We start from the raw sequence: 13744 nt of genomic DNA on the forward strand, positions 1-13744 counted from the left end.
GCCAATTTCGGGCGTTAGGGCGTATGGAACCGTCCGTATTTCGATCTGAAGGCCCGCCCGTGAGCTCCACACCTCTGACTTCCGACACCGCCGCCACCTCGACGCTCGGCGCCATCCAGCCGGTGTCGATGTCGCGCTACGACACCGACTTCCAGGGCTTAAGCGATGATCTGGGGAACTCCTTCAAGCGCTACGGCTTTGCCGTCATCGCCGACCACGGCCTGGACGAGGACGTCATCCAGGCCGCCATCGCCGACGCCAAGGCCTTCTTCGCCCTGCCCGAGGACGTCAAACGCGCCTACCATATGGCCGGCACCGGCGGCGCGCGTGGCCTGACCCCGTTCGGCACCGAGGCGGCCAAGGACGCCAAGACCGTCGACCTCAAGGAGTTCTGGCACACCGGCCGCGAACTGCCCGCCGGCCACGCCTACGGCAAATATATGCGCGCCAACCTCTGGCCGACCGAGATCGAGGGCTTCCGCGACCACCTGTACGGCATGTTCGAGGCGCTGGACGCCCTGGGTCGCAAACTGCTCAAGGCCATCGCCCACTATCTGGACCTCGGCGACGACTTCTTCGAGGACAAGGTCCAGCTCGGCAACAGCGTCCTGCGCATGCTCCACTATCCGCCCGTGCCGCTGGACGCCCCGGGCGTGCGCGCCGGCGCCCATGAGGACATCAATGTCATCACCCTGCTGCTCGGCGCCGAAGAAGCCGGCCTGCAGCTCAAGGACGCCGAGGGCCAGTGGCTGGCCATCGCCCCGCCGCCCGGCGCCCTGGTGGTCAACATCGGCGACATGCTGCAGCGGCTGACCAACCATGTCCTGCCCTCGACGACCCACCGGGTGGTCAATCCGGCGCCCGAGCGTCGCGGCTTTGCCCGCTATTCGACGCCCTTCTTCCTGCACTTCAACCCGGACTATGTGATCGAGACCCTGCCCTCGACCATCACGCCCGAGAACCCCGACCGCTACGCCGGCAAGTCCATCATGGCCGAGGACTTCCTGATGGAACGGCTGAAGGAAATCCGGTTGATCTGAGCCTCGGAAAACCTTTCGGACAGAAGAACGGCGCGCCCCCCGGGACGCGCCGTTTTCGTTTAACCACCGATCATCGCGCTCAGGCAGCGAGGCTCCGCGAGCCGAGCGTTAGTGCGTCGCGAAGCGACCGAGGAGCGCGCCTCGCTACTTCGAGATTCTCAATCTGGTGATGTCGCGGCCGATGGCGGCGAAGTCGTCGGTGAGGTCGGCGCCCGAGGCCGGCAGGAAGGCGTAGTCGGGGCTGGTGGCGCAGTCCTTCAGGATCTCCGCCGCGTCGCTGCCCGCGGTCACGGCGAACCCGACGGTATAGACCACGATGTTCTGGGCCTTGATGGCGGTGCAGAGCGCGGCCGCCTGGGTGAAGGGATCGCCGTTGGTGGCGTTGCAGTTGATGTGGTCGGCCGTGCTGCCCGAACCCGAGCCCGAGTCGCCCGCCAGCACTCCGGTGCAATAGGGGGAGTTGAAGTCGCCGTCGGTCATCAGGATGACGGCCTTCAAGGTGTCGCGCGGCACGTTGGCCCCGGCCGGGTTGGACGACCACAGGGAGTTGAAGTTCGGCGACACCGTGTACCAGCCCCAAGCCAGGCCGATCTGACCCGCGGTCGATCCGGTCACGGTCAGGCCGCTGATCAGGTTCTTCAGCGTGGTCTTGTTGTCGGTCAGCGGCTGGATGGTCGCCGAGGGGCAGGGGTTGTTGGTCGAGGCGTAGTTGCGGCCGACCTTGTAGGACGCCGGGCTGGCGTCGGTGTATTTCTGCGACCCCGTCCGTTCCGACACGCAGGTGCTGGTCTGGAAGGTGGTCAGGGTCCCGCCGTTGTCGTTGCGGAACACGCGATACTGGCAGCCGTCCATGCCGCACCAGGCCTTGCCGCCCGAGGAATAGGCCGAATAGTTCGCGCCATTGACCCCAATCGAGAAGGTGTTGGTCGTGACGTTGTCGATCTCGAACCCCTGATTGTTGACCAGGGAGTTGCCGCCGTTCGTTAGGCCGCTCACGTCGGTCAGATAGACGGTGGTCGGGCGGGTGTCGCCGGTGTCGGTGGTCGTGGCCTGCAAGCCATGGCCGTTCGCGGTGACCACGATCGAGCAGTCCGAGACCAGGCATTTGGTCACCGTGCCGCCCGACGCCCAGCTGCGCCAGCTCGAGGAGGTGTTGACCGCCGAGCCGCTCGAGGTCTTCAGCGAGAAGGTGTTGTTGTTGATCTTGGTGACCACATAAGCCTGGTCGTTCAGGGTCGTGAACCGGGTGCCGCTGCCCGAGCCGCTGGCCAGACCGGTGACCCAGACAAAGTCGCCGGTGCTGAAGCCGTGCGCGCTTGAGGTGATCACCCCGGGGCTGGCGTTGCTGAAGCCCGTGATCGTCTTGGCCGTGCCCGTGCTCCAGGCCGCGCCGCTGATGCTCACATTGGTCGCCGGCGTGCCGCGCGCCCCGGCGGCGTAGGACCCCATGTTCACCCCGATCGAATAGGGCACGATGGCCATTCGGGTGTAATAGGGCGTCTGCTGGGCCTGGACGACGATGTCGACCAGTTGGGCCGCGGCGGTCTTCAGATCGGCGATGCGCTGGCCGGCCATGGAGCCGGTGATGTCGAGCACCAGCCCGACCTCGATATTCTTGGACGACCGGTTGACTTCGGAATGGGCCCCGACCGGCAGGGTGTCGTCCAGCAGCTTGCCGTAGGGCGGCAGGACGATGTTGGCGACCAGGGTCTTCACATTGACCGTGGCATTGGCGATGACGATCTGGTCCGCGCTCAGGGTGAAGGTCGCGTTGGCCAGGTTGATGTCGGGATAGTTCTGTAGATTGGCCTTCAACGCCTTTGTGCCGATGGTCGTCAGGTCGGCGGTCGACGTCGCGCTGGACCGGGCGGCGGCCAGGGTGGCGGCGTCCAGGGCGTCCTGCAGGTTCACCCGCACGGTCGCTGCGCGATTGATGTCGACCCCGCCCATGGTGATCATCACCAGGACCGGCAGGCTGATGGCGAAGATCATCGCCACGTTTCCGCGCGTGGATTGGCCGAACCGCTGGACGAATGTCCGCGCAGCCTGTCCCTGCCGCCTGATCCAGTTTCCGACGCCCATGGCCTTTTCGCACGTCCCCAAACGGGCGCACTGGCCCGCAATCGCGAAGCCATACCGTGGAGGCAGTTAAGGGAAGCCGTACCGCGCAGGGTTAACGCCGCCGGAATCGCGTTCCGGCGGCGTGACTTAGGTTACAAGACCGGGGCTCAGGTTTCCGACCAGCCGCAGTCCTTGCCGCGGTTCTGCTCGGTCAGCCAGGCGTTCAGCGGGGCGAAATAGTCGATGATGGCGGTGGCGTCGTTGCCGGTCTCGCCGGTGAAGGCCTGCATGGCCTCGGGCCAGGGCTTGGACTGTCCCATCTCCAGCATGGCGTTGAAGCGGCGTCCGACCTCTTCATTGCCATAGGTCGAACAGCGATGCAGCGGCCCGGTCCACCCTTCCATCTTGCAGGCCGCGCGCTGGAACTGGAACTGGTAGATCGCCGCCAGGAAGTAGCGGGTGTAGGGCACCGCGGCCGGCACGTGATATTTGGCGCCCGGATCGAAGGCGTCGGCGGGACGCGGCCCCGGCGCGACAAGGCCTTGATATTTCAGCATGTCCGCGTTCCAGGCGACGTTATACTGATCCGGCGTCGTCTCGCCCGAGAACACGCCCCAGCGCCAGCGGTCGACCATCAGGCCGAACGGCAGGAAGGCGATCTTGTCCAGCGCCATCTTGAGCAGGAAGGGGATGTCCTCATCCGCGCCCGGCGTCGTCTTCAGCAGCCCGATCTGGTTCAGATAGGTCGGCGTCAGGGCCGACAGGCCGATGAAGTCCCCGATCGCCTCGTGGAAGCCGTCGTTGGCCCCGTTGCGGAACAGCATGGGCTGATCCTTGTAGGCGCGCTGATAGTAGTTGTGCCCCAGCTCGTGGTGCACGGTGTAGAAGTCGTCGGCATTGACCTGGGTGCACATCTTGATGCGCACGTCTTCGAGGTTGTCGACGTCCCAGGCCGAGGCGTGGCAGACCACTTCGCGGTCGCGCGGCCGCACGATCTGGGACCGCTCCCAGAAGGTCTGGGGCAGGGGCGCGAGGCCCAGCGATTTGTAGAAGCCCTCGCCGGTCTGGACCATTTTCGTGGCGTCATAGCCGGCGTCGGTCAGCAGTTTTGTCAGGTCGTAGCTGCTCTGGCCGCCCGTCGCCGGGGCGACGACGTCATAGATGTTGCCCCACTGCTGCGACCACATATTGCCCAGCAGGTCGGCGCGGATCGGGCCGGTCTTCGGCTGGACCGCATCGCCGTATTTCGCGTTGAGCCGCGCCCGGACATAGCAGTGCAGGTTCACATAGAAGGGCTTCACCTGGGCCCAGAGACGGTCCGTCTCCTTCGCGAAATCGTCGGGCGCCATATCATAGCCGGCGCGCCACATGGCCCCGGTGTCGGCGAAGCCCAGCTCGCGCGAGCCCTCGTTGGCGATCTCGACCATCCGGGCGTAGTCCGGCTTCATTCCCGGCGAAACGGTGCGCCAGCCTTCGTACAGGGCCTTGGTCTCGGCCGGGTCGCGGCTTTCGGCGATCAGGACATTGGCGTCGTCGAGGGTGATCTCCTTGCCCTTGAACGCGAACTTGCCGGTCGAATAGGTCGAGTCCAGCCGGGTGGTGATCTGGGCCAACTCGGCCGCCGCGCCCGGGCGGTTCGGCGCCGGCAGGACGATGCCGAGGCGCAGCAGGTTCAGCTTGCGCCGCACGTCGTCGGGAACCTGGACGTCATTGAACCGGGCGGCCTCATTGGCCAGCTGGACCTGCAGCTCGGTCACCTCGGCATTGACCTTGGCCTCAAGCCACATGGTGTCGAAGGTGATGTTGGTCGCCCGGGTCCAGGCGACGCGCTGCTGATATTCGCTGATGGTCGCCAGCCTGGTCTCAGCCTCGGCGATGAAGGCCGTCGCGCCAGCGGCGGTCACGGGCTGTTCGGCGACGGCGGCGGCATCGGCGGCGGCGGGAGCCGCTTCCCCTGCAGCGGCGGCGGCGTCCGCCGCGGCGGCATCGGCCAAGGCGGCGGCGTCAGCGGCGCGATCGGCGGTGGTCGCGCAGCCGGCGAGACCCAGGGCGCCGGCGGCGACGGCGGCCAAGAGATATGATTTCATGAGACCCTCTCCAGCAAGGCCGGCATCGGAGGCCTCGTCGCCGGTTCCGTCAACCCCGGCTGGCGGGGCCCGCCTTCACTTCGGATAGACGCAGGTCCCCAGACCCTGAACGCGCACGGCCCGCGCCGCCGCCTGGATGCGCGCCGCGCGGCGGCGGACATAGGGTCCCGGCCTGGCGGCGTCATAGCGGCGGGGACTGGGCAGGATGGCCGCCAGCCGGGCCGCCTGCTGCGGCGTCAGGTCACGCGCCGACTTGCCGAACCAGTGCCGCGAGGCGGCTTCCGCGCCATAGACGCCCGGCGCCCATTCGGCGACGTTCAGATAGGTCTCCATGATCCGGCGCTTGCCCCAGACACCCTCGATCAGGATGGTGTAGCCCGCTTCCAGACCCTTCCTGACCCAGTCGCGCGACGGCCAGAGGAAGACGTTCTTGGCGGTCTGCTGGCTGATGGTCGAGCCGCCGCGGATTTTTCCGCCGTCGTCGTTGTGATCCAGCGCCTTCTGGATGGCCTTGAAGTCGAAGCCGCTGTGCGAACAGAAGCGCGCGTCCTCGGCGCCGATGGCCGAATAGACGAGGTTGGGCGAGATGTCGTCGAGGCCGCGCCAACGGTAGTCCATGCCCTTTCCGCCCACCAGCTGCTGCAGCATCAACACCGTCATCGGCGGCGGCAGGACGGCGTGAACCAGCACTCCGCCGATGGGCAGGAAGCACAGCACCAGAAAGACGATCAGAAACGGACGGCTGCGCCGCCCCAGTTTTGGAACCCCGAACATGGCCCCATGTTCGTCATCCCTGCCCCCAAGGCAAGAGTGCTGGCAAGGCTCACTCCGCGTTGACGTCCCACAGGAAGACCACCGCCAGTCCGACGACCAGCACCGCCCCGATGATGGCCACGACCAGACAGCCGAGGGCGAACACCGGCGTCGGCGCGGGCTTGCGGGCCTGGGTTCGGGTCTTGGGCGGACGCTCGCCAAATCGAGGGCTCATTCCCCGACGATGCGGCCGAATCTCCGGGGCTGTCGAGGAGTCAGGCTTCGGCGACCCCGGCGTTTCCGTCTTCATCGGCCCAGGCGACGCGCTGGCCGTTCGGGCTCATGGCCAGGGCGCAGATGGCCGCGCCGCGCTCGGCCTTGAGGAACCGCAGCCCTTGGCCGGCCGGGTCGGCCCACCAGACGCGGCCGTCGCTGAGGCCGGCGGCCATGACCCCCTGCTTCGGCTGGCCGGCGACCAGGGTCACCAGACTGCCCTCGTCATAGCCGATCTCGGTCGCCTCCTTGCCCATCGGCCCAGTGGCGCCGACGAAGGGCCAGAGCACCGCCCCTTGCGCCCCCGAGGTGGCCATCAGCCGCCCGTCGGACAGGAAGGCCACGCTGCGCACCTTGGACGGATAGCCGCCCATCCGCATGTCCCTGGAATCCTTCAGTCGCCAGCCATGCAGCTGCGCGTCCTGCATGGTTGAGATGAGGAAGGCGCCGTCGGGCGAGAAGGCGATGCCGGTGTGCGATCCGGCCCATTTCAGCAGGGTCGGCTTCTGCTGGGCGATCCGGGCGTACCAGAGGGCCGCGCCGCCGTAGGTCGAGGTCGCGATCCGGCGGCCCTTGGGATCGAAGGCCACGCCGGACACCGTCCGCTCATGTTCGAAGTCACGGCGGAAGCCCATGTCGGTCGCATCGATCACCGACAGGGTCTTGCCCGAGGAAAAGGCGATCAGCTTCGTCTCGGCCGAGGCGTCGATGGCGTCGATCCACTGGCTCTTTGCCGAGGTGGCCAGCACCCCGGCCTCCATCTTCCGGCTCCAGATCACCCGGCCGTCGTCGCCGCCGGTGACGATCCCGTCGCCCGAGGGATGCAGGGCCGCGCACAGGATCGCCCCGTCGTGGACCGCGTTATACGACCCGTCCTCGAACCGCACCGATCCATCACCCAGGGCGAAGACGGCGCCGTCCCTGTCGAACAGGGCGGCGGTGATCTGGGCGTCGAAGGCGAACTGGCTCATGGCGTGTGACATAGAGGTCCGGACGCCGGGGTCAACGCCGGACCTTGACGCCGAAGCCGGGCTTGGCGAGGTTTCCGAAAACGGGGGAAGCCATCATGAACACGTTCAAACGTCGGATCCGCGCGGCGGCGCTGATCGCCGCAAGCGTCGGAGCCGCCGGCGCCGCCTCGGCCCAGACCCTGACCAACCGCGACACCGCCGGTTGGACCGAAGTCGGTCCGGTCGAGCACGTGACCTATTTCGTCCTGCCGTCCAGCATCGCGCGCGACGGCCAGACGGTGCGCTTCCTCATGAAGGCGGATATCCCGTCGGGGATGGGGGAAGACGCCCCCAACACCGTCGTCGCCGAGATCGTCGTCGATTGCGCGACCCGGACGATCGGCAGGGGGACCACCGAAATCTACAGCGCCGCGCGTTTCCTGGCGACAGAGCCACACGACGCCGCGCTGGGCCCGGCGTCGGACCCCGGCCAGACCCTGCTGATCGAGCACGTCTGCAAGGCCTGACCCAAGGTCAGGCGGCGCAACTCTCGAACCCGGCGCGGATCGCGGCCTCGTCGAGGTCGCGGCCGATGAAGACGGCGCGGGACCAGCGGCGTTCGGTCGGACCCCATTCGCGCTGAAGGTCGCCCTCCAGGATCATGTGCACGGCCTGGAAGACCAGACGGCGCTCCTCGCCCTCGACATTGATGATGCCCTTGGCGCGCAGGATGTTCTGGCCCTGCTCGCCCAGCAGCCGGTCCAGCCAGGCGGTGAATTTCTGACCGTTCAGCGGGCCGTCGACCGAGACCGAGATCCCCTTGATGTCGTCGGCATGATCGTGCCCACGGGCCCCGGAAACGGACCCCGAAACATGGTCCGACCCGTCCGATGAGTCCGGATGGTGCGCATGGTCATGCCCATGATGGTCGTGGTCGTGGCCATGATCGTGCCCGTGATGGTCGTGGCCGCAGTGTTCGTCATGGACGTGGCCAGCCTCCCCATGGGCAGGGTTGGCGAACTCCGGATTGACGTCGAGGATCCGCTCCAGATCGAAGCCGTGCAGGCCCAGCACCTGATCAAGCGGCACATTGGCCCGTTCGGCGCGGGTGATGGGGGCCAGCGGGTTCAGCTTCCTCAGCCGCTGCTCGACCGCCGTCAACTCGGCCTCCGAGGCCAGGTCGGTCTTGTTCAGGATGATGCGGTCGGCGAAGGCCACCTGCTCGCGCGCCTCTTTCGAGTCGTCGAGACGGGCCATGACGTGTTTGGCGTCGACCAGGGCGGTGACGCTGTCCAGCCGGGTCTTGGCCTTGACGTCCTCGTCGACGAAGAAGGTCTGGGCCACCGGGCCGGGATCGGCCAGACCCGTGGTCTCCACGATGATGGCGTCGAAGGCCGGCTTGCCGGGACGCTGGCGCTTCATCAGGCCGGCGACGACGCGGATCAGGTCGCCGCGCACCGTGCAGCAGACGCAGCCGTTGTTCATCTCGAACACGTCCTCGTCCGCGCCGACGACCAGATCGTTGTCGATGCCGATCTCGCCGAACTCATTGACGATGACGGCGTAACGCTTGCCGTGATCCTCGGTCAGAATCCGGTTCAGCAGGGTCGTCTTGCCCGCCCCCAGATAGCCGGTCAGGACGGTGACGGGGATCTTGCCGTTGGCGGCGGCGGCAGAGGCGGGGGCGTCGAGGGTCGAGGTCATAGGCCGCTAGATGGCGGCTCCGACCCGCGAAGGGAAGAGGCGCCCCCTTCCCTTCGTCAGTTCGTGGCTCAGCTCGTGGGACGCGCCGAGGTCAGCGCGCCGTAGAGGTCCGTCCGGCGGTCGCGGAAGAAGCCCCAGGCCGCCCGGTAACGGTCCAGCTCGGCGAGGTCGAAGGTATGGACCAGCGCGCCCTCTTCCTCGGCGCCGAAGCTCTCGACCAGTTCGCCCTGCTGATCGGCGATGAACGAATGGCCGTAGAAGGTCTGGCCGACCGGGGTCACCGTCTCATGGCCGATGCGGTTGGCGCCGACCACCGGGATGGCGTTCGACACCGCATGGCCCTGCATGGCGCGGCGCCAGGGCTGGGCCGTGTGCAGGTCGCCGTCCTGCGGCTCGGTGCCGATGGCGGTCGGATACATGAGAACGTCGGCGCCCATCAGGGACATGGCCCGCGCGGCCTCCGGGAACCACTGGTCCCAGCAGATGCCGACCCCGACCTTGCCGAAGCGGGTGTCCCACACCTTGAAGCCCGTATCCCCCGGGCGGAAATAGTATTTTTCCTGATAGCCGGGGCCGTCGGGGATGTGGCTCTTGCGATAGACGCCCAGGGGCGAACCGTCGGCGTCCAGCATGACGATGGAATTATAGTAGTGCGGCCCCTCCTTCTCGAAGATCGAGACGGGGATGGCGACGCCGAGATCCTTCGCCACCTGCGCCATCGCAACCACGGCCGGATGCTCGCGCCAGGGGTGGGCGGTTTCGAACCAGTGCTCCTCTTGGCTGACGCAGAAATACGGCCCCTGGAACAGCTCCGACGGCAGGATCACCTGCGCGCCCTTTGAAGCCGCCTGTTTCACCAGATCGACGGTCTTGGCGATGTTCGCCTGCATGTCCTCGCCGTAGGACGTCTGCAGGCCGGCGACGGAAATCGTGCGGGTCATCAGGCAGGCTCCTGCTGGGAGATGCAGTGGAAGGACCCGCCGCCGGTCAGGATGGCCTTGGACGGCAGGGGGATGATCTCGTGGTCCGGGAAGACGGTGGCCAAGGCCTCGCAGGCCAGACGGGCGGCCATGGCGTTGCCATAGGTGGGGACGATCACGGCGCCGTTGGCGATGAGGAAATTCATGTGGCTGGCCGGGACCGGACGCTCGTCGGCGTCGACGACCATGCCCGGCGAGGGGATGCGCAGGACCTTGAGGGGCGTTCCCTCGGCGTCGGTCGAGGCGGTGATCGCGGCGGCGCAGGCGTCATAGGCCTCGGCGTTGGGATCATTGGTCCCGAAGGCGATCGGACAGGCGACGACGCCCGGCGCGACGAAACGGGCCAGATTGTCGACATGGCCGTCGGTGTGGTCGTTGAGCAGGCCGTCGCCCAGCCAGATGATCTTGCGCGCGCCCAGCGCCTCTTCCAGCACGATGCCTGCGGTGTTTTCCTGCCAGCCCTTGTTCCGGTTCGGATTCAGCAGGCACTGGCGCGTGGTCAGGATGGTGCCCAGACCGTCGTGGTCCAGCGATCCGCCTTCCAGAATGGCGCTGTGCCGCGTCAGGGGCACGCCAGAGAACGCGCCGATCTGCGCGGCGACCTCGGTGTCGTGCTCATAGATATATTTCTCGCCCCAGCCGTTGAACTCGAAGGCGGCGGCGGTCTTCGAGCCGGGGCCGAAGATCGGACCGGTGTCGCGCAGCCAGATGTCGCCGAACAGGGCCGGGACCACGGTCACGTTCTCGACGCCCGCGAAACGCCCCTGCGTCCCCACCAGGGCCTCCTCGGTCCCGACCATGAGTCTGACCTGTTCGCGACCGGGGCCGGCGAGGGCCAGGACCAGACCCTCGACCTCGTCGCGTGCCTGTTCCAGGTCGTCCCACAGCTCGGGATGGCTCGGCCAGCCGACCCACATGGCCCGGTGCGGAGCCCATTCGGCGGGAATGACTTGCGACATGGGCGGCGAAATCCTGAGACGGCGCAGGGGGCGCCGGAAAGCGGGTCCAGATAGACATCCGGTCCTGTCGTTTCAATGACAACGGGCCTTCAAAGGAAGCTGTACGGGTCCACGTCGATGGTCAGCCGCACCGAGGCCGGCACCTTCACCCGGCCCAGCCAGGCGCGCAGGAAGCCCTGCAGATCGACGTCGCGGTCGGCCCGGACCAGCAGCCGCTTGCGCCGCCGTCCCCGGATGAGGGCCAGGGGGGCGTCGGCGGGGCCATAGACCTCCAGCCGTTCGGCATTGGGAATGGACTGGGCCAGGGCTTCGGCCGTCTTCTCCACCGCCACCGCGTTCTCGCCCGACAGGATCAGGGCGGCCAGCCGTCCGAACGGCGGCAGGGAGGCCGCCTCCCGCTCGTCCATCTCGGCCTCGACGAAGCCGTCGCGGTCGCCCGCCGCCAGGGCCCTGAGCACCGGATGTTCGGGCGTCCACGTCTGCAGCAGGGCGCGCCCGGGGATCTCCGCCCGCCCGGCCCGTCCGGTCGCCTGGGTCAGGAGCTGGAAGGTCCGCTCGGCCGCACGCAGGTCGCCGCCGCGCAGACCCAGGTCGGCGTCAACCACCCCGACCAGGGTCAGCTTGGGGAAGTTGTGCCCCTTGGCCGCCGCCTGGGTGGCGACGAGGATGTCGATCTCGCCGTCGATCATCGACTGGATCAGGGCGCGAGCCGCCCTGGCGTCCGGCACGGTGTCGGAACTGAACACCGCCGTGCGCGCCTCGGGGAAGAGCTGCCGCACCTCCTCCTCGACCCGCTCGACGCCCGGCCCCACGGCGACGAGCGAATCCGACGCACCGCAGGACGGGCAGGTCTTCGGCCGGGCCATGGAGAAGCCGGTCAGGTGGCAGACCAGACGGCCGGTGTAGCGATGCTCGACCAGCCAGCTGTCGGTGTCCGGCGCCGTCAGCCGGTGCCCGCAGGCGCGGCACAGGACCACGGGGGCATAACCGCGCCGGTTGAGGAACAGCAGGGTCTGTTCGCCCTTCAGCAGGGTCTCGCCGATGGCTTCGCGCAAGGGGACGGACAGCCAGGTCTGGGGATCGGGCGGGTTCTGGCGCAGGTCCAGCAGGCGGATGTCTGGCAGGACCGCCGTGCCGTGCCGCGCGCCCAGCTTCAGCCAGCGATAGCGGCCCTGTCCGGCGTTGAAGAGGGTCTCCAGCGACGGCGTCGCCGAGGCCAGGACGACCGCCGCCCCCTCGATCCGCGCCCGGGCCACGGCGAGGTCGCGGCCGTGATAGACGAGCCCCTCCTCCTGTTTGAACGAACTGTCGTGCTCTTCATCGACGACGATCAGCTTCAGGTTCACGAAGGGCAGGAACAGGGCCGAACGCGCCCCGACCACGATGTTGCAGCGGCCGGCGACCACCGCCTCCCAGACCTGACGTCGACGCGGCGGGGCGATGCCCGAATGCCATTCGGCCGGGTCGGCGCCGAAACGGTCGGAAAGGCGCGCGATCAGGGCCTGTGTCAGGGCGATTTCGGGCAGGAGGATCAGGATCTGGGCCGTCGGATCGGCCCTCAGCGCCCGCGCCACGGCCTCCAGATAGGCCTCGGTCTTGCCCGAGCCCGTGACCCCGTCCAGCAGGAAGGGGGCGAAGCCGCCGGCCTCTACCGCTTCCGCGATGGCCGATGCCGAGGCCGCCTGATCTGCGTTGAGGATCGAGGGCGCATGGTCCGGATCGGGTGTGTCGAAGGCGGCGACGGCCTCGATCTCGATGACCTCCAGCACCCCGTCGTCGACCAGTCCCTTGACCACGCCCGACGACACTCCGGCCGCACGCGCCAGATCCGCACCCGGCATCGAGCGCCCCTCCAGCGTCTCCAGCACCGCCGTGCGCGACGCCGTCGGCCGGGCGGGCTCCCGCCCCTCGACCCGGCGGACGCGACGTTCGGGCTTCGGGCGCGGCGCGCGCAGCCCCTTAAGGGCGGTCGAGGCCATTTCGCCCGGCGCGCTCAGGGTCCAGCGGGCGGCCCATTCGACGAAGTCCACCGTGCCGGGCGGCAGGCGCGGATCGTCCAGCACCATCTCCACGGCCTTGAGCCGCCGGTTCGAGCCCGTGGTCTCGCGCACCTCGGACACGATGCCGCGCATCAGCCGGGGACCGAGGGGCACGGCGACCTGATCGCCACGCTCCACCGCCATCTCGGCGGCGACCTCATAGTCGAAGGCTTCCGGCACCGGCAGGGGAATGAGGACGGATGCGACTTTCAAGACCGGCCCGCCTCGGCTAGAAACCCCGCCATGAAACTCTTCCTCGACACCGCCGACGTCGCCGTCATCAAGGACATGCTGCCCACCGGGATGGTGGACGGCGTGACCACCAATCCGTCGCTGATCGCCAAGTCGGGGAGGAACATCGCCGAGGTCATCGCTGAAATCTGCGCACTGGTCGAGGGGCCGATCTCCGCCGAGGCCGTGGCGACCGATTTCGAGACCATGGTCAAGGAAGGCGACAAGCTGGCCGCCATCGCCCCGAACGTCGTGGTCAAGCTGCCCCTGACCTGGGACGGGCTGCGCGCCGCGCGCAACTTCTCGGACAAGGGCATCAAGACCAACGTCACCCTGTGTTTCTCCGCCGCCCAGGCCATGCTGGCCGCCAAGGCCGGCGCGACCTTCATCTCGCCCTTCGTCGGCCGTCTGGAAGACCACGGCGCCGACGGCATCGGCCTGCTGGAGGAAATCCGCGTCCTCTATGATCTGCATGGTTTCGAGACCCAGATTCTGGCCGCATCGCTGCGCAACCCGAACCACGTATCCGCCGCCGCTGTGGCGGGATCGGACGCAGCCACCCTGCCGGCCGACGTTTTCAAGGCCCTCGTCAAGCACCCCTTAACCGACAAGGGTCTTGATCAATTCCTGGCGGACTGGGGCAAGACCGGTCAGTCGATCCTGTAGC

Annotated in this window: 12 protein-coding genes; 3 read left to right on the plus strand and 9 right to left on the minus strand. The window is 67.8% G+C overall.

What is annotated here, in order from left to right:
* The first annotated feature begins 128 nt into the window (after window positions 1–128).
* Window positions 129–1040: an isopenicillin N synthase family dioxygenase gene (locus IFJ75_RS15580; RefSeq protein WP_225897118.1), complete on the plus strand. Its 912-nt coding sequence runs from the start codon at window positions 129–131 to the stop codon at window positions 1038–1040.
* A gap of 144 nt (window positions 1041–1184) precedes the next feature.
* Here IFJ75_RS15580 and IFJ75_RS15585 read toward each other — a convergent pair whose 3' ends face one another.
* The 5 genes from IFJ75_RS15585 to IFJ75_RS15605 form a co-directional block, all read right to left on the minus strand.
* Window positions 1185–3032, minus strand: coding sequence for a pilus assembly protein TadG-related protein (locus tag IFJ75_RS15585; protein WP_263972995.1), 1848 nt, complete (start codon window positions 3030–3032; stop codon window positions 1185–1187).
* A 236-nt stretch (window positions 3033–3268) separates the two neighbouring features.
* Complete coding sequence (locus IFJ75_RS15590) at window positions 3269–5188, minus strand: M2 family metallopeptidase (protein WP_207869214.1); 1920 nt, start codon at window positions 5186–5188, stop codon at window positions 3269–3271.
* Window positions 5189–5263: 75 nt separating this feature from the next.
* Window positions 5264–5962: a monofunctional biosynthetic peptidoglycan transglycosylase gene (gene mtgA / locus IFJ75_RS15595; RefSeq protein WP_207869216.1), complete on the minus strand. Its 699-nt coding sequence runs from the start codon at window positions 5960–5962 to the stop codon at window positions 5264–5266.
* Window positions 5963–6011: 49 nt separating this feature from the next.
* Entirely contained in the window at window positions 6012–6176 is a 165-nt protein-coding gene (locus IFJ75_RS15600) for a hypothetical protein (protein WP_207869218.1), read from the minus strand.
* Window positions 6177–6216: 40 nt separating this feature from the next.
* On the minus strand, window positions 6217–7185 hold the full coding sequence (locus tag IFJ75_RS15605; RefSeq protein WP_207869220.1) for a WD40 repeat domain-containing protein: 969 nt from the start codon (window positions 7183–7185) through the stop codon (window positions 6217–6219).
* A 95-nt stretch (window positions 7186–7280) separates the two neighbouring features.
* On the opposite strand from IFJ75_RS15605, the gene IFJ75_RS15610 reads away from it, so the two are divergent.
* Window positions 7281–7691 (plus strand): surface-adhesin E family protein, encoded by a 411-nt coding sequence (locus tag IFJ75_RS15610; protein ID WP_207869222.1) that lies wholly within the window; start codon window positions 7281–7283, stop codon window positions 7689–7691.
* 7 nt (window positions 7692–7698) lie between these two features.
* On the opposite strand, the gene IFJ75_RS15615 is transcribed toward IFJ75_RS15610, so the two are convergent.
* From IFJ75_RS15615 to IFJ75_RS15630, 4 genes are all read right to left on the minus strand, one after another.
* Window positions 7699–8868, minus strand: a complete 1170-nt coding sequence (locus IFJ75_RS15615) for a CobW family GTP-binding protein (protein WP_207869224.1) — start codon at window positions 8866–8868, stop codon at window positions 7699–7701.
* 68 nt (window positions 8869–8936) lie between these two features.
* The gene (gene aguB, locus IFJ75_RS15620; protein WP_207869226.1) at window positions 8937–9809 is read right to left on the minus strand and encodes an N-carbamoylputrescine amidase; all 873 of its coding nucleotides are present in this window, start codon (window positions 9807–9809) and stop codon (window positions 8937–8939) included.
* Window positions 9809–10807 carry an agmatine deiminase family protein gene (locus IFJ75_RS15625; RefSeq protein ID WP_207869228.1) on the minus strand — a complete coding sequence of 333 codons (999 nt, stop codon included), beginning with the start codon at window positions 10805–10807 and terminating at the stop codon, window positions 9809–9811. The genes aguB and IFJ75_RS15625 overlap by 1 nt, the downstream gene beginning before the upstream one ends.
* An 89-nt stretch (window positions 10808–10896) precedes the next feature.
* Window positions 10897–13059 carry a primosomal protein N' gene (locus tag IFJ75_RS15630; RefSeq protein WP_207869230.1) on the minus strand — a complete coding sequence of 721 codons (2163 nt, stop codon included), beginning with the start codon at window positions 13057–13059 and terminating at the stop codon, window positions 10897–10899.
* Window positions 13060–13089: 30 nt separating this feature from the next.
* Between IFJ75_RS15630 and fsa the strand changes: the two genes are divergently transcribed.
* Window positions 13090–13743: a fructose-6-phosphate aldolase gene (gene fsa, locus IFJ75_RS15635; RefSeq protein ID WP_207869232.1), complete on the plus strand. Its 654-nt coding sequence runs from the start codon at window positions 13090–13092 to the stop codon at window positions 13741–13743.
* Window position 13744: the final 1 nt, after the last annotated feature.

Source organism: Brevundimonas goettingensis (assembly GCF_017487405.1).
GTDB lineage: Bacteria > Pseudomonadota > Alphaproteobacteria > Caulobacterales > Caulobacteraceae > Brevundimonas > Brevundimonas goettingensis.